Annotated in this window: 16 protein-coding genes; 10 read left to right on the forward strand and 6 right to left on the reverse strand. The window is 54.1% G+C overall.

What is annotated here, in order from left to right:
* Window positions 1-31: 31 nt before the first annotated feature.
* The 9 genes from Q4E93_RS14250 to preA all read left to right on the forward strand — a co-directional run bounded on the left by Q4E93_RS14250 (window position 32) and on the right by preA (window position 13,016).
* Window positions 32-2,518 (forward strand): TonB-dependent receptor domain-containing protein, encoded by a 2,487-nt coding sequence (locus Q4E93_RS14250; RefSeq protein WP_303586253.1) that lies wholly within the window; start codon window positions 32-34, stop codon window positions 2,516-2,518.
* A gap of 26 nt (window positions 2,519-2,544) precedes the next feature.
* The gene (locus Q4E93_RS14255; RefSeq protein WP_303586255.1) at window positions 2,545-3,558 is read left to right on the forward strand and encodes a YncE family protein; all 1,014 of its coding nucleotides are present in this window, start codon (window positions 2,545-2,547) and stop codon (window positions 3,556-3,558) included.
* A gap of 61 nt (window positions 3,559-3,619) precedes the next feature.
* Window positions 3,620-5,137: a CoA-acylating methylmalonate-semialdehyde dehydrogenase gene (locus tag Q4E93_RS14260; RefSeq protein WP_303586257.1), complete on the forward strand. Its 1,518-nt coding sequence runs from the start codon at window positions 3,620-3,622 to the stop codon at window positions 5,135-5,137.
* Window positions 5,138-5,173: 36 nt separating this feature from the next.
* Window positions 5,174-6,532: an aminotransferase class III-fold pyridoxal phosphate-dependent enzyme gene (locus Q4E93_RS14265; RefSeq protein WP_303586259.1), complete on the forward strand. Its 1,359-nt coding sequence runs from the start codon at window positions 5,174-5,176 to the stop codon at window positions 6,530-6,532.
* Between the two features lie 28 nt (window positions 6,533-6,560).
* Window positions 6,561-8,039, forward strand: coding sequence for an NCS1 family nucleobase:cation symporter-1 (locus Q4E93_RS14270; protein WP_303586260.1), 1,479 nt, complete (start codon window positions 6,561-6,563; stop codon window positions 8,037-8,039).
* On the forward strand, window positions 8,020-9,402 hold the full coding sequence (gene hydA / locus Q4E93_RS14275; protein ID WP_303586262.1) for a dihydropyrimidinase: 1,383 nt from the start codon (window positions 8,020-8,022) through the stop codon (window positions 9,400-9,402). The genes Q4E93_RS14270 and hydA overlap by 20 nt, the downstream gene beginning before the upstream one ends.
* Before the next feature lie 59 nt (window positions 9,403-9,461).
* The gene (locus Q4E93_RS14280; RefSeq protein WP_303586264.1) at window positions 9,462-10,328 is read left to right on the forward strand and encodes a nitrilase-related carbon-nitrogen hydrolase; all 867 of its coding nucleotides are present in this window, start codon (window positions 9,462-9,464) and stop codon (window positions 10,326-10,328) included.
* A gap of 10 nt (window positions 10,329-10,338) precedes the next feature.
* Window positions 10,339-11,736, forward strand: a complete 1,398-nt coding sequence (locus Q4E93_RS14285) for an NAD(P)-dependent oxidoreductase (protein ID WP_303586266.1) — start codon at window positions 10,339-10,341, stop codon at window positions 11,734-11,736.
* Between the two features lie 11 nt (window positions 11,737-11,747).
* A complete protein-coding gene (gene preA / locus Q4E93_RS14290) occupies window positions 11,748-13,016 on the forward strand; it encodes an NAD-dependent dihydropyrimidine dehydrogenase subunit PreA (protein WP_303586269.1) in 1,269 nt (422 codons plus the stop codon).
* Here the strand turns inward: preA and Q4E93_RS14295 are convergent.
* Window positions 12,967-13,617 (reverse strand): hypothetical protein, encoded by a 651-nt coding sequence (locus tag Q4E93_RS14295; protein WP_303586270.1) that lies wholly within the window; start codon window positions 13,615-13,617, stop codon window positions 12,967-12,969. The genes preA and Q4E93_RS14295 overlap by 50 nt on opposite strands.
* A gap of 119 nt (window positions 13,618-13,736) precedes the next feature.
* Here Q4E93_RS14295 and Q4E93_RS14300 point away from each other — a divergent pair, with 119 nt between their 5' ends.
* Entirely contained in the window at window positions 13,737-14,645 is a 909-nt protein-coding gene (locus Q4E93_RS14300) for an RpnC/YadD family protein (protein ID WP_303586272.1), read from the forward strand.
* 3 nt (window positions 14,646-14,648) lie between these two features.
* Here Q4E93_RS14300 and Q4E93_RS14305 read toward each other — a convergent pair whose 3' ends face one another.
* Genes Q4E93_RS14305 through Q4E93_RS14325 form a run of 5 tightly spaced genes read right to left on the reverse strand, consistent with a single transcriptional unit; the run spans window position 14,649 to window position 22,665 of the window.
* Entirely contained in the window at window positions 14,649-14,891 is a 243-nt protein-coding gene (locus Q4E93_RS14305) for a lmo0937 family membrane protein (RefSeq protein WP_317505160.1), read from the reverse strand.
* A 38-nt stretch (window positions 14,892-14,929) separates the two neighbouring features.
* Window positions 14,930-16,123, reverse strand: coding sequence for an aldose epimerase family protein (locus Q4E93_RS14310; protein ID WP_303586274.1), 1,194 nt, complete (start codon window positions 16,121-16,123; stop codon window positions 14,930-14,932).
* Between the two features lie 26 nt (window positions 16,124-16,149).
* Window positions 16,150-17,322 carry a galactokinase gene (gene galK, locus Q4E93_RS14315; protein ID WP_303586276.1) on the reverse strand — a complete coding sequence of 391 codons (1,173 nt, stop codon included), beginning with the start codon at window positions 17,320-17,322 and terminating at the stop codon, window positions 16,150-16,152.
* Window positions 17,323-17,381: 59 nt separating this feature from the next.
* Window positions 17,382-20,762: a VCBS repeat-containing protein gene (locus Q4E93_RS14320; RefSeq protein WP_303586278.1), complete on the reverse strand. Its 3,381-nt coding sequence runs from the start codon at window positions 20,760-20,762 to the stop codon at window positions 17,382-17,384.
* A gap of 28 nt (window positions 20,763-20,790) precedes the next feature.
* A complete protein-coding gene (locus Q4E93_RS14325; protein ID WP_303586280.1) occupies window positions 20,791-22,665 on the reverse strand; it encodes a RagB/SusD family nutrient uptake outer membrane protein in 1,875 nt (624 codons plus the stop codon).
* Window positions 22,666-22,670: the final 5 nt, after the last annotated feature.

The following is a 22,670-nucleotide window of genomic DNA, read 5'->3' on the forward strand; positions in this document are numbered from 1 at the left end:
TTTCATCAGAATAGCACGGTAATTTGCGCCCATGAAATTCCTTAGCTTCCTGATCGCTGCGATCTTCTTTTCACTGTCCCTTACAGCCCAGCAGGCGGCTTCCGCCGGCAAGGGCAGGATCACAGGCCGTATCCTCGACTCAACTACACAAAATCCCGTGGAATACGCCACCATTACCCTGTATGCAACGGGTAATACCAAGCCCCTGAATGGCGCCACCTCCAATACGAAAGGCGTTTTTACCCTCGACGGCATTACACCGGGCAACTATACGCTTACCATCGGGTTCATCGGCTATCAGCCCCGGTCCACCGGCTCCCTGACCCTGGATGGCAAAACCATCAATATCTCTCTCGGTGACCTGTTGCTATCGAAAAGACCGGAAGCCCTTCAGTCCGTCACCGTCACTGCCTCGAAAGGGCTCGTGGAGAATAAAATAGACAAGATGGTCTATAACGCAGAAAAAGACATCACTTCCCAGGGGGGCGTCGCCACCGATATCCTGAAAAAAGTGCCGATGGTGTCCGTTGACGTGGACGGCAATGTCCAGCTGCAAGGCAACTCGAATATCCTTTTCCTCATCAACGGCAAGCCCTCCAGCATATTCGGCAATAACCTGGCCGACGCACTCCAGACGATCCCTGCCAGCCAGATAAAGAACATCGAGGTCATCACCAGCCCCGGCGCCCGGTACGATGCGGAAGGCACCGGCGGTATCATCAACATCATCCTGAAAGAAAACAAGCTCCGGGGCATCAACGGCAATATCAGCTTAACGGCGGGCAGCCGCCTGGAAAACGGCTCGCTGAACCTGAACGCCCGCCACGGCAACTTCGGTATGAACGCCTTCTTCAGTGGCAATGCACAGCTGCGCTCCACCAGGATCAACAGCTCCGACCGCCAATCGGATGACACGGCTGCAGGTACAAAAGACAGGCTGCAGCAACAGGGCAGCAGCAAATTCAACCGGCAGGGTTACGAATCCGGCCTGGGCTTCGACTGGAGCATCGATCACCGCAATACCCTCTCCGGCAACATAGGATATGATAATTTCGGCAACACCAATGACGGCTCCTATCTCCAGCAACAAACCGAAACGGTCAGTGCCACCGGCGCTCCCCTCACGGACTTCAGTTCCCGCGTACGCTCCGGCAGCCGCTTCCAGGGACATTCCCTGGATTACAGCCTTAATTATAAAAGGACATTTCCACAGGAAGATCGGGAACTGACCATATCCTATGACGGCAGCTATGGCAACAATCACTCGGCCTACCACCAGGCGCAAAGCCTGCCTTCAGGTGATTCCACCTATGCCGGGTCCAACAGCAACAGCAACGGATATGATCACGAGACGAACTTTCGCCTCGATTACGTCCAACCGCTGGGTGGGAATATAAAACTGGAGACGGGCGGCAGGGTACAGATCCGCCAGATCAGCAGCGCTTCCACTGTGAACACGCTGATCCCCTCCTCCGGCAACTATGCCTACGACAGCGGCCAATCCAATGCGCTTTCGTATGGCCGTCACGTATATGCCGGCTATGCTTCCCTTGCCCTGCCCCTTTTCAAATGGCTGGACGTCAAAGGCGGGATCAGGTACGAACGCACGGAGACCGATGCCGAATTCAGCAAGGCGGCCGGCACCCGTATTCCCGGCTACAATACTTTCGCTCCTTCCCTCATCCTCTCTCATAGCTTTGAAAATGAGCAAACGGTCAAAATAGCGTATACTAAAAGGATCCAGCGACCGAACTACAGGTTCCTCAATCCTTATATAAATGCCAGCGACCCGAAGAACATCGTCACTGGCAATCCTTACCTGCAGCCTGAGATCGGCAACAACATCGATATCACCTGGAGTAAATCCTTTGAGAAAGGCAGCGCCCTGAACGTCGTCCTGTTCTATCGCGGCAGTCAGCATGACATCCAGCCCTTCGTAACCTACTATCCGGAATACAGCATCGGCGATTCGGTTTACGCCAACACCTCCGTCAGCGTGCCGATGAACGTGGGCTCGGAAAACAACTACGGATTGAATATTTACGGCTCCGTTCCCATCGGCCCGAAGCTCAATATCCGCAGTAACCTTTCCTTTTTCGACAGGTATATCACCACTGGCAGCCTGGGCGGGGGCAACGTCACCAGCTTTAATTACCGCCTCAACATGAATGCCGCTTACCAGCTCAGCAATACCTTTATATTGGAGTTCTTCGGCAATTTCAATTCACCCCGCAATGAGCTCCAGGGGAAATATCCCTCTTTTACCTCCTATAACTTTGCTTTCCGCAAACAGATCTGGAATAAAAAAGGCAGCATCGCCTTTTCCGCCACTAACCCCTTCGCGTCCAGCGTGCGCCAGGAGACTACTGTCACGGGTGCAAATTTTAGGTTAAATACGCTGCAGCAGGTGCCTTACCGGTCATTTGGCATTAACTTTACCTACAAATTCGGAAAGCTGGAATTCCGGAAAGAGAAGGAAGAGCCGAAGGAGTTGCCGGCGCTGCCCGATAATGGTTGACCTATGCCTAAACAAACCCACCCCATATGCCTTGCCTACGTTCCTATTTGTCTTCAGTATTTTTGCTCATATTGCTCAACTCAGCTGTAAGGGCCCAAACGCATTCCTTCCAGCTGATCCAGACATTCCGCATCGGAAGTCCCGGCGGATGGGATTATATCGCCACAGGGCCTGACAATAAACTATACGTTTCCCATGGCACCCATGTGGTGATCCTGGACAAAAAAAAAGGCGACTCCGTGGGTGTCATCCCGAATACCCCCGGCGTCCATGGCATCGCCTTTTGTGAAGCCCTCGGCAAGGGGTACACGAGTAATGGCCGCACCAACAGCGTCAGCGTCTTTGAAATAAGAACAGGACGGGTCCTGAACCAGATCCCCACGGGACAGAACCCCGATGCCATTCTTTTCGAGCCGTTCACCAGGACGATCGTCACCTGCAATGGGCGCAGCCATGACCTCAGCGTCATCGATCCCGCAACAGAGCAGGTCATCGCCACCATCTTCCTGGACGGAAAGCCCGAGACCGCCGTCTCCGACGAGGCCGGCAGACTCTTTGTCAACATAGAGGATAAGAATGAGATCACCGTGGTGGACATGGTCCATAAGAGCATCCTCGCCAACTGGTCGCTGGCTCCGGGTGACGGACCCACAGGACTGGCCATCGACAGAAAGAACAAAAGACTTTTTGCGGGTTGCGACAAATGGCTCATGGTAATGGACGCAGGTACGGGCAATATCCTGGCAAAGCTTCCCATTGCAGATGGCTGCGACGGCGTCGTATTCGATTCCCGGCTAAAAGATATTTTCGCCTCCTGCGGAGAAGGGTTGCTGACCGTTGTCCATGAAAGCTCCCCATCATCATTCCAGGTAATTGCCAATGTCCCTACCAGGCGCAGCGCCCGCACCCTGGCCATCGACGAAAAAGAGCACAGGATATTCCTTCCTGCTGCCGAAATGGAAAAAGGCGGCATGGGTGAAAAGCTTCGGTCGCTGCCGGGTACATTTGAGGTCCTTGTCGTCGCTAAGCGTAAGCACTAGCTAATGGCTACCTGGCTCGAATTGCCCATTTTTCGTTATATTGTACATACAATAAACGATTATGGCAACAGCTACCTCTCATACAGCCGATGAAGCCCGGACTTCACGTCCGGCGTCAGCCCTTCCCAAATATGGCCGCCTGAAGAATTTCGTGGGGGGCGCCTTCATTGATGTCCCCGGACGGAGCATGTCCGTCATCTCTCCCCTTGACGGCTCCTTCCTGGCCGAAATGCCCTGCTCCTCCGCGGCCGACCTCGACCTGGCGGTAAAAGCCGCACAGGCCGCCTTTCCTGCCTGGAGCAGGACCCCCATCAAGGAAAGAGTCCAGGTGTTGTTCCGGTACAGGCATTTACTGGAGAAGCATATGCAGGATCTGGCCGCCCTGGTCAGTGAAGAGAATGGTAAGACACTGGGCGAGGCCGTCGCCGAGATAGAGAAATGCGTAGAGCTCACCGAATTTGCCACCTCCCTGCCCCAGCTGGTGACGGGTGAGGTGCTGGAAGTGAGCAAGGGCGTGGAATGCCGTACGGAACATCCTCCCCTGGGCGTCGTCGCCTCCATCGTCCCCTTCAACTTCCCTGCCATGGTGCCCAACTGGACCATGCCCAATGCCCTGGCGCTGGGCAACTGCATGATCATAAAACCCTCCGAGAAAGTTCCGCTCAGCCTTGTGCGGCTGGCCGAACTACTGCAGGAAGCCGGGCTGCCGGAAGGTGTGTTCAATATCGTCAATGGCGACAGCGAAGTAGTAGAGGCCATCTGCGACCATCCCGGCATCGAAGCCATCTCCTTCGTAGGCTCGACAAAAGTGGCCAAGCTGGTCTATCGCCGCGCTACGAATAACCTTAAACGTTGCCTGGCCCTGGGTGGCGCAAAAAATCACCTGCTGGTGCTGCCGGATGCGAAACCCGAAATGACGGCCCAGAATGTGGCCGCTTCCATGAGCGGCTGCGCGGGACAACGCTGTATGGCCGCTTCCGCTATGATCGGCGTGGGCGCAATAGACCATATCATAGAAAAGATCTGTGAAGAGGCCCGCCGCATCATCCCTGGCCGCAACCTGGGAGCAGTCATCAATGCCGAAGCGAAAGAAAGGATCGAGCGTTATATCACCGAGGCCGAACAGCAGGGAGCAAAAGTCCTCGTCGACGGCCGCGGCGCCACTGTTGAAGGAAAAGACAAAGGCACCTACGTAGGCCCCACCGTCATCGACGGAGTAAAACCCCACATGGCCATCGCCCGCGAAGAGGTCTTCGGCCCCGTCATCAGCATTATGCGCGTGGATACCCTGGACGAAGCCCTAGCCATCGAGAACGCCAATCCCTATGGGAATGCCGCGGCTGTATTCACCCAGAACGGCGGCTACGCCCGTTACGTCATTGACCGTGCCTCCGCCGGTATGGTGGGCGTGAACGTGGGTGTCCCCGTGCCCCGCGAACCCTTCTCTTTCGGAGGATGGAACGAAAGCAAGTTCGGTGTGGGCGACATCACGGGCAAAAGCTCCATCGAATTCTGGACCAGGTTGAAGAAAAGCACTGTGAAATGGAATCCGGAAGCAGGCATTAACTGGATGAGCTAATTTATTTTAAAAACTTTATCTTAAATAAAACCGCATATGGCCTCAAGCGCACCTACTATGTCCGAGACCCAGGAGATCCTGCAAGACAACCTGGACTACACCCTTTTCTCCTGGAGTAAACAGAAAGGCATCAACCCCATTGCCGTCAAATATGCCGAAGGCGTCTACCTCTACGATTATGATGGCAAACGTTACCTGGACTTTTCCTCCGGCCTGATGAACGTCAACATCGGTCACGGCAACCAGCGTGTCACCGCCGCCGTCGCCCGGCAAATGCAGGAAGTGAGCTATGTCACGCCCAGCTGCGTCACCCGGGCCCGGGGCGAGCTGGGCCGGCGCCTGGCGGAGATCACCCCGGGCAATCTGCAAAAGACCCTCTTTACGGTGTGTGGCGCCACGGCCATTGACAACGCCATCAAGCTGGCAAGAATGTATACAGGACGGCACAAGATCATTGCCCGCTACCGGGCCTTTCATGGCGCCTCTTACGGCGCAATGACTGCGGGCGGCGATCCCCGTAAGCTGGCGGCCGACGCCCAGCAAATGCCGAACGTCGTACATGTGGAAGACCCCTATTGCTACCGCTGTCCCTGGGGCAAGGAGATCACCTCCTGCCACCGGGAATGCGTAAGTCATATACAGCGGATCATCGAGTTCGAAGGTCCCGCGAACGTCGCGGCGATCCTGATGGAAGGCGAGAGTGGCAGCTCGGGCTGCATCAAATACCCGCCGGATTATCTGCAAAAGATCAGGGCGCTCTGCGACCAGCACGGCATTCTCCTCATCATGGATGAAGTGATGAGCGGTTTCGGACGGACAGGCAAATGGTTCGCGGCAGAATTACACGGCATCGTTCCGGATATGATCGCCACCGCCAAAGGCATCACAGCCGGCTATCTTCCCCTGGGGGCCCTTATCGTTACAGATAAGATCGCCGATCACTTCAATGACCGCGCCCTTATGCTGGGCCTGACCTATTCCGCTCACCCCGTAGCCTGCGCCGCCGGCGTGGAAGTGCTGAAGATCTATGAGGACGAGCACCTGATAGAAAACGCAGCGGAAATGGGCCGTTATATCGATCATTGCATGGAAGTGCTTAAACAACGGCATCCGTCCATAGGCGATTTCCGCAACACAGGTCTCCTGGGGTGCATAGAACTGGTAAAGAACAGGACTACCAAAGAGCCGATGGCCCCCTTTAATGCGAAGCCGGATGAAATGACGGTAATGAACCAGGTGGCTGCCCGCCTCCGGCAGCTGGGAATGTACACTTTTGTCAGATGGAACTATATCTTTATCGCACCTCCGCTGTCAATCAACCGCGAACAGGTGGACGAAGGGCTGGCCATCATCAGCGACGCCCTCACCATCGCTGACGCTCACACGCAATCCTAACGCACGATAACCCAAAGACACAACTGCTATGACACCCGTCCCGTCACCCGATACATCCCTTTATAGTGAGGATCTGGCGCCTGTTCCTCCTTCGGGCAGGACCTGGACCACCTGGAACTATGCAGCCCTCTGGATCAGCATGAGCCTTTGCATCCCCACTTATATGCTGGCCAGCTCCCTCATCGGCGGCGGAATGAACTGGTGGCAGGCCATTTTCACCATCTTTTTAGGCAATACCATTGTCCTGGTGCCCATGATCCTCAACGGAAGGGCGGGCGCAAAATACGGCATCCCCTTTCCTGTCTTCGCCAGGGCCAGCTTTGGTGTTAAAGGCGCCAATATCCCCGCCCTCCTGCGCGCCATCGTAGCCTGCGGCTGGTTTGGCATTCAGACCTGGATCGGGGGCTTTGCCATCTACCAGGCAGCTAAGCTCTGGATACCCGCCCTTGCATCATTGCCACAGATATTCCCGGATAGCTGGGGCCTGCAGACAGGACCCGCCATTTGTTTTATCCTGTTCTGGATATTAAATATGTACGTCGTCTGGCTGGGCGTGGAAAGTATCCGCAAGCTCCTTGTCTTTAAAGCTTTCTTCCTTCCACTGGCCGCCCTGGCGCTCCTGTTCTGGGCCATCACCGCCGTCCACGGAGGACTGGGCCCCATTCTCTCCCAGCCTACCCAACTCCATGGCGCCGCATTCTGGACCTTCTTCATCCCGGCCCTCACAGGCATGGTCGGCTTCTGGGCTACCTTGTCCCTCAATATACCCGACTTCACCCGTTATGCCGTTGACCAACGGGCACAGGCGAGAGGACAGGCCATCGGCCTGCCGCCTTCCATGACCCTCTTCGCCTTCATCGGCGTCATCGTCACCTCCGCAACGACCTTACTCTACGGCCAACCCATCTGGGATCCCGTTGTGCTTGCAGGAAAATTTGAGAACAAGGTGCTTATTACGCTGGCAATGACTGCAGTAGCTGTCTCTACTCTGGCGACCAATATCGCAGCCAATATCGTCAGCCCAGCCAATGACTTTGCCAACCTGAGCCCTGCCCGGATCAACTTCCGGACAGGCGGTCTGATCACAGGCGTCCTGGGTATCCTGATCTTTCCATGGAAACTGATAGCGGATCCCAGCGGCTATATATTCACGTGGCTCGTTGGCTATTCCAGCCTCCTGGGGCCAGTGGGCGGTATCCTGATCACCGACTATTACCTCATTAGAAGACAACAGCTGTCCGTAACAGACCTCTATTCTCTCCGGGGCGCTTATTCCTATACCGGCGGATTCCACCGGCGGGCCATCGTCTGCCTGCTGCTGGGCATCATCCCCAATATTCCCGGCTTCCTGGCCACCATCGGCCTCATCAGCCGGAACGCCATGCCGGCCTGGATCATCTCATTATACAGCTATGCCTGGTTCGTCGGTTTCTTCGTTTCCGGCGTTTGCTACCGGCTCTCTTTCAACTATAAAAAACAGGTCAACTATGTCAGTATTGATTACTAACGGCAGGATCATCACCGCAACCGACGATTTCATCGGCGATATCTATATCGAAGGAGAGAAGATCGTCTCGGTCGGCAAACGTCTCGAGGTCACGGCAGAACACACCATTGACGCCACAGGCCAGCTGGTCATGCCCGGCGGCATCGATCCGCACGTACACCTGGATATGCCGTTCATGGGCACCTTCTCCAGCGACAGCTACGAGACGGGTACACGGGCAGCCCTCTTTGGAGGTACCACCACTGTCATCGACTTCATCCTTCAAAAGCAGGGACACTCCCTGCGGGAAGCCTTCGACGAATGGAACGGTCGCGCCTCCGGCACCGCTGTGGGAGACTACAGCTTCCATATGGCCGTAACGGATTTTAATGAACAGACGAAGCCGGAGATTAGGACGATGGTAGAAGAGCATGGCATCACTTCCTTTAAGACTTTCATGGCTTACAAAGGCGCGTTGATGATCGACGACAGGCAGATGACGGCTCTCATGCAGGAGGTTCGCCGCCAGGGCGGACTGGTGACCGTCCACGCCACGAATGGCGACATGATCGACTACCTCGTCGCCCGTCACAGGGGCGAAGGCAAGCTCACCCCGCGCTACCACTACCTGTCACAGCCGGAGATCACAGAGGCCGAAGCATCGTGCCGTTTTGCCGATATCTCCCATTACACGGGCTGCCCCGGCTATATCGTACATCTCACCTGCGAAGGCGCCCTCAACGCTGTGCGCAACGCCACCACCCGCAACCAGCATATATGGGTGGAGACCTGCATACAGTATCTCCTGTTGGATGCCTCCCGCTACGGAGAAGACTTCGAAGGGGCCAAATGGGTGATGAGCCCGCCCCTCCGGGAAAAGAAGGACCAGGCGACCTTATGGGCCGGTATCAACCAGGGATTGGTGAACGTGGTAGCCACCGACCATTGCCCCTTCCGCTGGGAACAGAAATTGATGGGCAAGGATGATTTTTCGAAGATACCCAATGGCCATCCCGCCATCGAACACCGTATGGAGCTGCTCTACAGCGAAGGTGTCCGGAAAGGCAGGATCAGCTTGCAGAAATATGTGGAGCTCACCTCCACCAATGCAGCTAAGATCTTCGGCCTCTTCCCCCGTAAGGGCACCCTGGCCCCGGACAGCGACGCAGACATCATCCTGATGGACCCCAATCGCCAGCATACCCTTTCGACCGCCACCCACCACATGAACGTGGACTACTCTGCCTATGAAGGATGGCAACTGACGGGAAAGATCCAGACAGTCCTGCTGAGAGGGAAAGTCGCCATCGACCAGGGCGAATGCAAGGTCCATAAAGGGTATGGTCAATTCCTGAAACGCCATCGACACACAGGGTTGCCCTGATCCGGCAAACAACATTTCACGCCCTTTTCATTTCTAATGTTAACCAACAATCGAATATAATGCCCAGAATGATCAGATCCGGCCTCATCCAGATGAGCCTGCCGAAGACGGAAGGAGAAGGTACCATCGAAGAGATAAAGGAAGCCATGGTGCAAAAGCACATCCCCCTCATCGAAGAGGCAGGTAAAAAAGGTGTCCAGATCCTTTGCCTCCAGGAAATATTCAACACGCCCTATTTCTGTCCCGGACAAAACCGGGCCTGGTACGACTCTGCCGAACCTGTGCCTGGCCCGACCGTCGATCGGATGACGGAATACGCGAGGAAATACAATATGGTGATGATCGTGCCCGTGTACGAAAAAGAGCAGGCCGGCGTGCTCTACAACACTGCCGCCGTCATCGACGCCGATGGCACCTTCCTGGGAAAATACCGTAAGAACCATATTCCTCATACCTCCGGGTTTTGGGAGAAGTTTTTCTTCAAGCCAGGCAACCTTGGCTATCCTGTCTTCCAGACAAAATATGCAAAGGTCGGTGTGTACATCTGCTATGACCGCCATTTCCCCGACGGCGCACGCTGCCTGGGCCTCAATGGCGCCGAGATCGTGTACAATCCATCCGCCACCGTGGCCGGCCTTTCGCAATATCTCTGGCAGTTGGAGCAGCCCGCCCATGCCGCCGCCAACGGCTACTTCATGGGCTGCATCAACCGCGTAGGAGAAGAAAAACCCTGGAACCTGGGCCGCTTCTATGGCAGCTCCTATTTCGTGGACCCGCGGGGGCAGATCTTCGCCCAGGCCTCCGAAGATAAAGACGAGCTGCTGATCGCGGACTTCGACCTGGACCAGATCGAAGAAGTGCGCAGCGTATGGCAGTTCTTCAGGGACAGGCGGCCGGAAACCTACGGCAAATTGACGGAACTTTAAATCATTGTGCATGGCCATTACCAATCATCGACTGACCCCCGAAGCTTACGAGGAGAATTTCAGGGACATCCACCCCCCTTTCGAAACAAGGGATGCCGTGCTGGTGGAAGCCAACCGCTGTCTCTTCTGCTATGATGCACCCTGTACCAAAAGCTGCCCCACCGGCATCGACGTGCCGAAATTCATTAAGCAGATCGCTACCGATGACCTCAGAGGGTCCGCCCACACCATTTTTATCGCCAATATAATGGGCGGCGGCTGCTCACGCGTATGCCCCGTGGAAAAGCTATGCGAAGGAGCATGCGTATACAATCTCATGGAAGAAACACCAATCGCCATCGCACGCCTGCAACGCTACCCCACCGATCAGGCGATGCAACGGAAATGGCCGCTGTTCACCCGCAAACCTTCTTCCGGCCGCCGTGTTGCTGTCATAGGCGCGGGACCTGCGGGCCTTAGCTGTGCGCATGTGCTTTCCCGTGAAGGCATCGACGTCACCATCTATGAAAAGGAAGCGAAGGGCGGCGGGCTGATGACCTATGGCGTCGCCGCTTATAAAGTGACGCCCGAATATTGCGCGGAAGAGCTGAATTACATCCTCTCTCTGGGCGGCATCACTATTCAATATGGCAACGAGCTGGGAAAGGACCTGCAGCTGGAACAGCTGCGCTTGCAGTATGACGCCGTCTTTCTGGCCTTTGGCGTAGGACTGGCGCGCCGGCTGGACATTCCCGGCGAAGAGCTGGAAGGTGTGGTGGATGCCCTCCGTTTTATTTATTCCATTCGTACCGACGGCTTCCCATCCGTGCCGGTGGGTGATAAAGTAGCCGTCATCGGTATGGGAATGACCGCCATCGACGCCGCCACCCAGGCGCGCCGGCTGGGTGCGGCAGAGGTCACGCTGGTTTATAGAAGGACAGAGGCAGAAATGCCCTGCACGGAAAAAGAGCTGGAGATCGCCCGGCTGGATGGCTGCCGTATGCACTGGCTGGCGGCGCCCGAAGCGCTCACCGGCGCCGATGGCCGCGTGACACAGCTGCGCTGCAGGAAAATGGAATTGGGACCTCCCGACGCCAGCGGACGCCGCGCTCCTCGACCCACCGGCGAGACCTTTACCCTCGACGTGGATATGGTCATCAAAGCCACTGGCCAGATGCCTTTTGAAGAATTAGTACAGGATGCCGGCCTGCGGCATCGCAACGGAAAGATCGATAGTGCCACCCATGGACTTACCTCGCTTCCCGGCATCTTTGCCGGCGGCGACTGCGTCAATGGCGGAAAAGAAGTGGTGGACGCCGTGCAGGCCGGCAAGCTGAGTGCCGTCGCGATCCTCGAATACATTCAGTCGCAACCCCCACGGCCTGCTGTGGGACCGATTGATCCATCCATACCCGATCACACCGTTTAAATCCATTCACCATGGCTTCCCTTTATACCAACTATCTCGGCATTTCCTCCCCCAACCCCTTCTGGCTGGCCAGCGCACCCCCGACGGATAAACTGATCAATGTAATCCGCGCCTTCGAAGCCGGCTGGGGCGGGGTCGTGTGGAAGACGCTCGGAAGCCAGGTGAAGAACGTCTCATCCCGTTACTCCGCCGTAGATTACCACGGCAGCCGCGTCATGGGCCTGAACAATATTGAACTTATCAGCGATCGCCCGCTGGACCTCAACCTTAAAGAAATAAAGGAATGCATCCGCCTCTTCCCCGACAGGGCCATGGTCGTCTCCCTGATGGCTGACAACGACCGTGACAGCTGGCACGACCTGATCCATAAGGTAGAGGACACCGGCGCCCACGGGATCGAGCTGAATTTTGGTTGCCCTCATGGCATGACCGAACGCGGCATGGGCGCCGCTGTAGGACAGGACCCGTCGATCGCCCGCATCGTGACGGAATGGGTCATGGAGACCGCCACCATCCCCGTCATCACCAAACTTACACCTAACGTCCACTCTGTCGTTCCTACAGGCCGTGCAGCCGTGGAAGCCGGCAGCCAGGGGCTTTCCCTCATCAATACCATCCAGTCCGTCACGGGCGTCGACCTGGACACGTTCATCCCGAATCCCAATGTAGGCGGCAAGTCCACTTTTGGCGGCTATTGCGGCCCTGCCGTAAAACCCATCGCCCTGAAGATGCTGACCACCATTGCACAGGACCCCGTCACCGCCAAAGCCCCCGTCTCCGGCATAGGAGGTATCACCACATGGAAGGATGCCGCAGAGTTCATGCTGCTGGGAGCCACCACCGTTCAAATATGCACCGCCGTTATGAAACATGGTTTCCGCATCATCGAAGGGCTCTGCGAAGGTCTCAGCAACTGGATGGATGAGAAAGGGTTTCAACAAACCACTGATTTCATAGGTCGTAGCGTCCCCACCCTCACGAACTGGGAAGACCTGGATCTTAATTTTCACGTAGTGGCCCGTATCGATCCAGATAAATGTATCCATTGCGGACTGTGCTATATCGCATGCGAAGATGCTTCCCATCAATCCATCAGCATAGACCCTGGCAATCCTTACAATACCTACGCCATTAAGGAAGAGGAATGCGTAGGCTGCAATCTCTGCAAGCTGGTCTGCCCCGTCGACAGTTGCATTACCATGGTCGAGCAGCGCAAAGGTCCGGACTACCTCAATTGGAAGGAATTTCAGCAGCGGGGGTTGCCGCTGAATGATCATTGATCTGCACTACATACCCCGCCCGGATAGTACGTACAATTGATGCCGGCGTCAACACTTTCACCCGCCGTCCTTCAGGCAGCGTCTGCCCGTTCTCATACCCAAAAGGACTCCAGCGAAAGATCTTCCGCTGCGCCACCACGTAAGCCTTTCCCTCTATTTCAACAAAACTCCCGTCCGGCAAACGATCGGCCATTTCCTCATACGTCACTTTCCCGCCACGCTTGTCGATCCTCTCCCCATGAATGATCTTGTCTATCTCTCCGATGGAAGTGCCCTCGTTGAATCCATACTCCGGATTCCCCTTTAGCCAAAACTTTTTGAATCTCACCGCGTCGTTCCGCCGGCATTCAAAACAAGGCCGATGCCCCGCCGCCAATGAGGTAGCCTCGTCCAGGAAGAATAATTCGGTCCACCTGTCAGGCGACATCACCTTCCTATGCCTGCCCTTGAACTGCAGTACACAGGTGATCCAGGCTTTCAATTTGAATGGCCGGCGAATGGTTTGATGCTCGTCATGCAGGACGCCGCGGTTGCCCATCCAGGCCCCACGTGCGCTTGTGGTGATAATGACTCCCCAGGGATCGACTCGGTTTTGTAACATATTTTACTGACAAATAAAATTAAAATTTGTTGCGCATTAAACAAGGTTAATCTCTCACTGAAGTTCTCCCGTCACCGAATATACTAATAGCTAAATTTGTTCCGCCTTAAATCTTACCTATGCGCAGAAAGAATGACATCTTATGGAAAGGAATGATGGAGGAGGTATTCGATGACCTGTTACGCTTTCTCTTTCCCGAGGCAGAACAATTGGTTGATATGGATCGCGGCTTTGACTTTCTCGACAAAGAATTGGCAGAGATGTATCCAGAGCCGGATAAACTGTCTGACACCAGATACGTTGATAAGCTGGTAAAAGTCCATCTGCTGAATGGAAGTGAACAATGGTTCCTTGTTCACCTGGAAGTCCAGGGTTATTCGGATAAATTGTTTGCTGAAAGAATGTTCCGATATTATTACAGGATCTTCGACAAATACCAAAAGCCAGTGACGACATTAGCCATTTTTACAGGACCTGACGGAAAAAATATGCCGGTTTCTTATAGGCATAATTTCATGGGCACTAAGCTGATATATAAATACAACACCTGTTGCATCACTGATTACGCCGATGAGATGTTAATGACCAGCAATAATCCTTTTGCCATGGTCTTATTAGCAGCAAAGACAGCACTGCTTTCGGAAAAAGTACTGGAAGAGAAACTGCTGAATCAAAAACTATTGATAGCCAGATTATTGTATAAAAAGGACATATTCAGCAGAAAGAAGATCGAGGCTGTTCTGACATTTTTGAATAATTACATCCTATTTGAGCATGAGGAAACTAATCGTATCTTTGAAAAGCAACTCGATCAAATCACCGGTAAAACACATACTATGGGAATTATTGAGCAAGTAGCAGAAATGAGGGCGGAGATGAAAGCAAGCAAAGCCAGAACTGAGGAACGAGAAACAATTGTAAAAAGACTGCTCTCCGAAACTGAACTCTCTCCCGAAAAGATCGCATCTCTGGCCGGCGTGTCAATCGATACCGTTGAGAAAATAAAGAAAAGCCTCCATTCAAAGTGATCTTCACGCCTCTGAAAAGCGTGAATGACCAGCGTACTTACAACTTATTTTCCAGGTCCCATCCCGCATAATATTACCCAGCAGCGCGGTAATCGCTAACAGGATCAAAACATGGACCGCATTCCCCAAATGAAACACAAACACCCCCACAACCCATCCTATCGTCAGGACAACGGCAATAACGTACATCCATCTTGTCATGGCGGCGCCGCTGGCTGTGGGGGGTGGTGGGGTATTTACAGCCATAAAAGAAACGGGCCCCGTCGGGGCCCGTTCAAATCTTCTTATTTCTTCACCGTGAACCGGTATACCGTACTCGTTTTATACTTCGCTCCGGGCTTCAGCTCCGTCGTTGGGAAAGACGGCTCATTGGGCGAATCAGGATAGTGTTGCGTTTCCAGACAGAAAGCCGTCCGATGATCATCCTTCTTTCCACCCTTCAGAGGATTGCCGCCATTCATAAAATTACCACCATAGAATTGGATGGCCGGCTCCATCGTCAGCACTTCCATAAAGATACCGCTCTGATCGCCCAGCACTGTTGCCGCCAGGTTCAGACCCGCGCCTTTATTGGCATTCAAAACGAAATTATGGTCATACCCCTTTCCGAATTTCAGTTGCTCATTGTTCGCATCGATCCGCGATCCGATCGCCGTCGGCTGCAGGAAATCAAAAGGTGTCCCGGCTACAGGTTCCAGCTTGCCCGTGGGTATCAGCGTAGAATCCACCGGGGTATACCGGTCTGCGTTCAGGAAAAGCAGATGATGGTTGATCGTCCCGCTGCCCTGTCCATTCAGATTGAAATACGTATGGTTCGTCAGGTTCAGCACGGTAGCCTTGTCCGTCGTCGCCTCATAATCTATTTTCAAAGAATTAGCCGTGTCTCCCGACAACGTATAGGTTACTTTTGCCTGTAGGTTGCCCGGATAGCCCTCTTCCTGGTCCTGAGACAGGTAGGTCAATTCAAGGGTGCTGTCGTTCAGTTTTTTTGCATCCCAGACATGCGCGCCAAAACCTTTGAGACCGCCATGGAGGTGATTGGCTCCATTGTTGGTGGCCAACTTGTATTCCTTGCCATTCAGCTTGAATTTTCCTTTAGCGATGCGGTTGCCATAGCGGCCTACAATGGCCCCGAAATAAGTCTCGGGCTGATGGATATATTTACCGATACTGTCATATCCCAGCGCCACATCCGTCAAAGTCCCGTTCTTGTCCGGTACCAGCAGGCTGACGACGCGCGCCCCATAATTGGTAATGGCGACGGACGCATTATTCTTATTCTTTAGTATATACAAGCCCGTTGTCTTACCTTCCAGGCTATCCCTGAAAAGGGCGTTGTCCGGCAATGCGGCGCCGGCGGCAGGACCGGTAGCAGTGGAGTCACCGGCAGGCTTGTCAGAAGAAGCGTTGTTACCACAGGCCACCAGCAAACAGGTGGCTGCGATGCACGAAAAGGAGGCAAAAGATCTCGTCATCATATAGCAATAATTGTTTTTGAGATTATTTAGATCAGCGAGGTTCCATTCTCGATCTGTCCGATATACACTTTCAGCTCCTTATTCATCGCCCTGGCATAGGCGGGCGTTAGTTCCGCCACCAGCTCATCGATGACGGCTTCACGCACCAGGTTGATGGTGCAGCCGCCAAAGCCTCCTCCCATCATCCGGGCGCCGATCACACCCGGCCTGCCCTTCACCTGCTCCACCAGGAAGTCCAGCTCGGGACAGCTGACGGCATACTTACGGCTTAATCCTTCGTGCGTCGCAAACATCTTCTGGCCGAAAGCTTCAATGTCCCCCTTCTTCAGATCTTCGCCGGCCGCCAGCAACCGTAGGTTTTCCTCCACAACATATTGACAGCGTTGATAAACCAATGCGTCCGCAGGCGCCACATGTTTGTCCAGCATCTCCAAAGTCGCATCCCGCAGGCTGCGAACCTCCGGATGGTGCGCCCTGATCAAAGCTACACCCGCCTCGCATTGCTGACGACGCGTATTGTATTCGGAGCTGGCCAGCGAATGCTTCACATTCGTATCCAGTAGAACGATGCGGATGCCATCGGTATTAAAAGGCACATATTCATATTCCAAAGACTGGCAATCCAGCCGGATGACATGGTTCCTGCGACCGAACATACTGGCAAACTGGTCCATGATCCCGCATTTCACTCCCACGAACTCGTTCTCCGCCTTCTGCGACAATTTTACCATGGTCAGCGGGTCCATTTTCAGACCGAAAAGCTCATTGAGGGAAAAAGCCGTGGCGCATTCCAGGGCGGCCGATGAGGACATACCCGCCCCCAGGGGAATATCTCCGCCGAAAACACAGTTGAAGCCGCCTACAGGATGTCCAAGGGCCTGCACCTGTTGGACGACTCCCAGTATATAATCGGGCCAGTGAAGGGAAGTAGGCTCCACCTTGGCTATATCGCCCAGATAGCTGAGCTCAAGATCCTGCGACACGATGTGAATGAGGTCGTCATCCCGGCGGGATACCGCCATATAGATCGCCTTATTGATGGCGGCAGGCATGACAAACCCGTTGTTATAATCCGTATGCTCGCCGATCAGGTTGACCCTGCCGGGAGAACGGATGACCATCGGGTCCGTATTAAAAGTTTCTTTGAATTTCTCTATAATCCTGAAGGACAATGACTTCTCTTGTTGGGTTGCTATCATATGCGGTCAATCTGCAAGTGTCAAAATAACATCTATTTTGACTTAAAATAAAAAAAACTTTACCCCTGGGGCCGCCCCGGCATTTTTCCACGGTAAGCTTTCACCGGCGCCTGGTTGATACCGAAAAGCAATGTGCCTCCCACCCGCACCACCGACCGTACATCCCCCTGGAGATGAAAACCCGACTGGCGCTGAGGGATATAGACGAAACCTCCCTTGCCATCTCCCTTTAACAGGCATCCGTAGTTGGCATCGTATTTTCCAAACCGCAGCCGGGCATGGTTGATATTGCCGCAAAGCAGCAGGTCTTCCTTCCCATCCCCGTCATAATCCAGCACCGTGATCGTCCAGACTGGGGAGAACTGCGCCTGCAGCGGCAGCCGCTCCTCATGCATACGCCCGTCCTTGCCCGAAGAGAAATAACAGGTCCGCAGACAAGTGGCCTGCAGCTTCCCTGCGCCCTGCAGACCCGCCTCTCCAAAAATATCCTGGATCTTCGCACCGGCATAGGTCTTATAATCGGGAAAACGTTTGCTCATATTCCCCACCTGCTGCAAAAGCTCGTCCCGCGTAAGAAATGGATAGCTGGTATCCCCGATGTAAAAGCATAAAAAAGGATCCATGGTGCCATTCCCGTCAAGGTCCTTATAATACAGCTCGGCCGGATGCTGCTCATCCACCTTGCACTGTGAATTTAATCCGAGGTTGCCGGCAACGATATCGGGTTTCCCATCACCATTCAGATCCCCTATCCAAAGCTTATTCCACCATCCGCTGTACGGCCTGTCAAAATAATCCCGCGTCCTGTTCTCCCATCCCCCCTTGTTCCCGATGAACACGGTGACCGGCATCCATTCTCCCACCACTACCAGGTCCTGTCTCCCATCTCCATTCAGGTCCGCCCATGCCGCATCCGTGACCATTCCTATCTTCTCCAGCCCCGGCGCTAATTTTTTCACCTGGTTGGTAAAATGCCCCTTTCCATCGTTGATCAACAGGTAGCTGGCTGGCGTAACAGGATAAAGACCGGGTATCATGCGCCCTCCGACAAAGACATCAGGCCTGCCATCCCCGTTAATGTCCGCCACCCGTACACAGCTCTTCGATACGCGCATGGAAGGAAGCGTCCCCTCCCGGCTGCGCATAAAATGCCCTCTCCCATCTCCCAGGTACAGCCGGTCCTCCAGCAGGCTGTCGTTCTCCCGCAAATTATGACAGCCGCCACTGGCCACATACAGGTCCACGTGCCCATCTCCATCCGCGTCCAGGAATGCGGCATCCGCATCCACAGCGGCCTTGTCGGCCTCCAACGCGGGCTGGGGCAATACGACAAAACTCCCGTTCCGCTGCTGCATATACAGGCTCCCGGCCTGTCCGTTGTCGCCCCCGACAAACACGTCCTCCAAACCATCCCCGTTCACATCGCCCTTGACAAGACAAGGCCCCGAAAAAGACAATGGATTCACCAGCAGTGGTTGACGCTTGTAATCATTGATGGCCATTTTCGCGGGCTGATAAGGGACGGGAGAAGCGACCTCATTAAAAAGGACTGGCGCCGGTAAAGGCGCATGAAAGCTGCTTGCGGCATCCTCCTCCCGTAGCACCAGCGTACGATCTATCGCGACGCCCGTCCTCACCTGCTGCCGGCCCGAAGGCCATACTACCCGCAAAGAATCAACCGATGTATCTTTCCCCAATCCGAAATGAAGAACAGGAGACACCGACGACTGATACCCCTGCTGTGGCATCTGCTCGACATACTGCACCTTGCCCGCGTCATATAGGGTCAGCCGCGCGCCGACGCCCTCCGTATTACCACCCTTCCCTTCCAGCTTCACCTGCAGGTAATGATACCCTCCTGACTGACGGGCCTTGTTCTCATATACGAAAGCGGGTAAATTGAGATTGTTCACCACCAGGTCCAGGTCCCCGTCATTGTCCAGGTCCGCCCAGGCAGCGCCATTGCTGTTGGAAGGCTGAAGAATTCCCCAATCCGCACTCCTGTCGGAAAAGCTCAGATCCCCGTTGTTATGAAAAAAATAACTGTGTACATTAGACGAAGGCATATGGTCTACTATGTCCAGCACATCCTCCCGCCGCAACCGGCCCTTGCTTTGGGTATAACCTTCCATGAACTTGATGAAGTCCATATTGGTATAGTCCCGAACATAGCCATTCGTTACAAAAAGGTCTTTCCATCCGTCGTTGTCCAGGTCGGCCCATAAAGGCGCCCAGCTCCAGTCCGTATTGGAGATGCCGGCCAGCTGCCCCACTTCGCTGAAATGGCCATTGCCATCGTTCAGCTGTAGCATATTGCGCATATACTGGTAATAAAAACCACTCCTCAGGTAGAGGTCGAACTTCTCATAGTTGTCCGGAGAGAACAGCAGCTTCTGGCGACGATTGTCTTCCGGCAGCATGTCCAGGGTAAAAATGTCCGGCAACCCGTCGTTATTTACATCGGCTACATTGTTCCCCATGGAGAACTGGGATATATGGCCAAAGCCGTCTGTAAGATGATTGACAAATCCGCCTTTGTGATCATTGATATAATAAGCGTCCGGTACGGCATAATCATTGGAAATATAAATGTCCGGCCATCCATCCCCGTTGATATCCGCAATGCCCGCGCCCAATCCATAGCTGAGCGAGCTGCTGTTGAGCCCCGCGCCAGCCGTTACATCATGAAAACGTCCTCCGTCGTTCCGGTATAAACGCACCCCGCAAAGGGGGTCCTGCTGCTTAAGGATGGCCGCCGTGCTCACTTCGTTCAGCACGGGCAGGTTGTTCGGATTATGGTTCAGCAACAACAGGTCCAGGTCTCCATCCCTGTCCTCATCGAAAAAATAAGCCTGCGTCGTGTAAGAAGAGTCCGCCAGCCCGTATTGTTCGGCCTGTTCACTAAAGCGAGGGACGCCGCCTGCATCATTACCCTGGTTGATGAACAGCTGCTTCATCCTTTTGATGCCGCGTACCTTGCCCGAATAACAGACAAAGATGTCCGGCTTGCCGTCTCCGTTCACATCTGCTATGGCAACACCTGTTTTCCACGGCCCCGGCCTGCCGGCTACACCAGCCCTGTCGGTGATGTCTTCAAATTGCAACCGGCCCCGGTTGAGATACAGCTTGTTGTCAGTCATGTTGCCGGTGAAATAAACGTCCTGCAGCCCATCCCCGTTCATGTCACCTACCGCTACTCCACCTCCGTTGTAGAAATACTCATATAATAATACATTGGTGTTGAGCCCTTCGGTCAGCTGGTTGGAAAAGGTGATATGCGTGCTGTCCGGTGGCAGCAGCCTGAAAAGGGCATTCCGGCCGGCAGCCTGGGATGTGTTGGAATGGCTGGTGTCAGCCATGTCATCCACGGCTGGATGTCCACAGCTGGTGAAGAAAATGCCTGCTCCGAAGAGCAGGCATAAAAATAATGATCTTTTCATCGAAAATTTCCGTGTTTCAATGTTAATATTATTCGTATCCCGGGTTCTGTACCAGTTTATTATTTTTGATCATCTCGTCGCGGCTAATGGGCCGGAAATACATTTTATCCACCCACTGCCTGTTCTCCAGGCTATTGTCCACCACGGGCGAATAGGTATAATTGTACAGGGTCTCGTCGTGTCTGTAGGGGGAGGGGGCGGTGGCGCCAGATTTGAGCATGCCTGTAACGCTCATGTAAACAAGCTTTCGACCGAGCGTAGCAGGGGCGATCATCCAGCGGCGCGCGTCATGATAACGCTGCTCCTCATACGCCATCTCGATCCTTCGCTCGTTCCTGTATCGCTGCCGGAGAGAATCTCCCGTAACAGTAACAGGGATGGCAGGCATTCCTGCCCGGTACCGGATCTTGTTAAGCCAGTTCCGCGCTTCCGGTTCATTGCCCAGCTCGATGTTGGCTTCCACATAGTTCAGGACGGCCTCGGTATACCGGAAGAAAGGCCAGGGGATATATTGCCGGGTAGTGTTATCTACGATATTCGGATCGGGGTCGATAAATTTTTTCATATAGTAGCCTGTCCAGCTGCCATTCCAGTTTTCGATGGAGCTCTGCCGCGTATCGAGACCAGGTATCATGCCCGAGGCTACCTGGTAAGACCCCACCTGTATCTGGTTTACCGGATCCACATTGCCGGAGATTTTGTCCCTGGGTTTCCAACCTGCACCATCATACAGGATAGTGGCATAAAAACGGGGGTCCCTGTTGACATAGGGGGCAGCTTTTTGGGTGGCATTATTCCAGTCGAACCGGGAACCGTCCATCATTTCATAGTCATCTACCAATTCCTGGATGGGAGAATTGCCAGCCCAATTATGGTAGCCGTTCGGCCCGTTGGCCAGACCGACATAGATGCCGGCATATTCGTCCTTATTAGGTGTAAAATCGCGGGTGAACAGAAGCTCCGAAGCTGCGGTTGCGTCGATGCCAGGAGCCTTGCTACCCCCTCCCATTGCAATGGAAAGATAATTGGCCTGGGCAGCTGCCGAGGTCTCGGGTGCGCTGAGTCCGAGTTTGTATCCACTCCCCGCATCATCCAGCACCGCCTTGGCTGCATTCATCGCAGCCGTCCACCGGGTGGCAGGATCCGAAGTGGTGTATCCCAGCAGTTCGGGATGGGCATATGCCCCGATAGTGGCAGAATTGGCCTTAGCCTTCGTCATATCATGCAGGTCGCTGGCCGCATATAGCAGGAGCCGGGATTTCAGCGCCAACGCCGCATTGACGGATGCACGGCCGGAGGGCATGGACATGCCTGTCAGCAAGAGCACCGCGCTGTCGCATTCTTTACTGATGAAATTTACGCATTCTTCAAAGGTATTCCTGGCGATAGTATAATCCTCGTTCAGGCCATAAGTCTTGGAGATCAGCGGGACACCCCCGTAATATCTCAGAAGCTGGTGATAGAAATAGCCCCTGAGAAAATGCGCCTCGCCCATCAGCTGCTTCTTTAATGCAGCGTCGCTAAAAGTGGCCACAGGCAGCTGCTCCAGGGCGACATTGCAGGTACGGATATGGTTATACATATTCGTCCACTCGTAAGTATTATTGGTCCAGCCAAGATTGGAAGGATTTAATGTTCCCTCATTGATAGTATTGATACCCCGTCCGGCATGGGTAAACACGGCTTCGTCGCTGAGAGAAGCCAGCATCTGCTCATCAAAACCGCCCATGCCCAGACCGCTGTAGATACCCGTGACGAATGCCGTCGATAAGGGACCGTCTGTCCAGGTGGAGGAGGATGGCACTGTAGTCTGGGATTTTGTATCGAGAAAATCCTTTTTGCACGAGAACATGCCTGATAAAAGAATAAACAGGCAGAATAGTTTGAATTTTATATTTTTCATATAAA

It is taken from the genome of Flavitalea plasmicola, from assembly GCF_030546645.1.
Taxonomy (GTDB): Bacteria; Bacteroidota; Bacteroidia; order Chitinophagales; family Chitinophagaceae; genus Puia.

Excerpts from the sequence above, each read along its gene's own strand:
- Q4E93_RS14250 (WP_303586253.1), top strand. The coding sequence starts at position 32 with ATGAAATTCCTTAGCTTCCTGATCGCTGCGATCTTCTTTTCACTGTCC.
- Q4E93_RS14265 (WP_303586259.1), top strand. The coding sequence starts at position 5,174 with ATGGCCTCAAGCGCACCTACTATGTCCGAGACCCAGGAGATCCTGCAA.
- Q4E93_RS14270 (WP_303586260.1), top strand. The coding sequence starts at position 6,561 with ATGACACCCGTCCCGTCACCCGATACATCCCTTTATAGTGAGGATCTG.
- preA (WP_303586269.1), top strand. The coding sequence starts at position 11,748 with ATGGCTTCCCTTTATACCAACTATCTCGGCATTTCCTCCCCCAACCCC.
- Q4E93_RS14295 (WP_303586270.1), bottom strand. The coding sequence starts at position 13,617 with ATGTTACAAAACCGAGTCGATCCCTGGGGAGTCATTATCACCACAAGC.
- galK (WP_303586276.1), bottom strand. The coding sequence starts at position 17,322 with ATGATAGCAACCCAACAAGAGAAGTCATTGTCCTTCAGGATTATAGAG.
- Q4E93_RS14310 (WP_303586274.1), bottom strand. The coding sequence starts at position 16,123 with ATGATGACGAGATCTTTTGCCTCCTTTTCGTGCATCGCAGCCACCTGT.
- Q4E93_RS14280 (WP_303586264.1), top strand. The coding sequence starts at position 9,462 with ATGCCCAGAATGATCAGATCCGGCCTCATCCAGATGAGCCTGCCGAAG.
- Q4E93_RS14285 (WP_303586266.1), top strand. The coding sequence starts at position 10,339 with ATGGCCATTACCAATCATCGACTGACCCCCGAAGCTTACGAGGAGAAT.
- Q4E93_RS14255 (WP_303586255.1), top strand. The coding sequence starts at position 2,545 with ATGCCTTGCCTACGTTCCTATTTGTCTTCAGTATTTTTGCTCATATTG.
- Q4E93_RS14300 (WP_303586272.1), top strand. The coding sequence starts at position 13,737 with ATGCGCAGAAAGAATGACATCTTATGGAAAGGAATGATGGAGGAGGTA.
- Q4E93_RS14325 (WP_303586280.1), bottom strand. The coding sequence starts at position 22,665 with ATGAAAAATATAAAATTCAAACTATTCTGCCTGTTTATTCTTTTATCA.
- Q4E93_RS14305 (WP_317505160.1), bottom strand. The coding sequence starts at position 14,891 with ATGGCTGTAAATACCCCACCACCCCCCACAGCCAGCGGCGCCGCCATG.
- Q4E93_RS14320 (WP_303586278.1), bottom strand. The coding sequence starts at position 20,762 with ATGAAAAGATCATTATTTTTATGCCTGCTCTTCGGAGCAGGCATTTTC.
- Q4E93_RS14260 (WP_303586257.1), top strand. The coding sequence starts at position 3,620 with ATGGCAACAGCTACCTCTCATACAGCCGATGAAGCCCGGACTTCACGT.
- hydA (WP_303586262.1), top strand. The coding sequence starts at position 8,020 with ATGTCAGTATTGATTACTAACGGCAGGATCATCACCGCAACCGACGAT.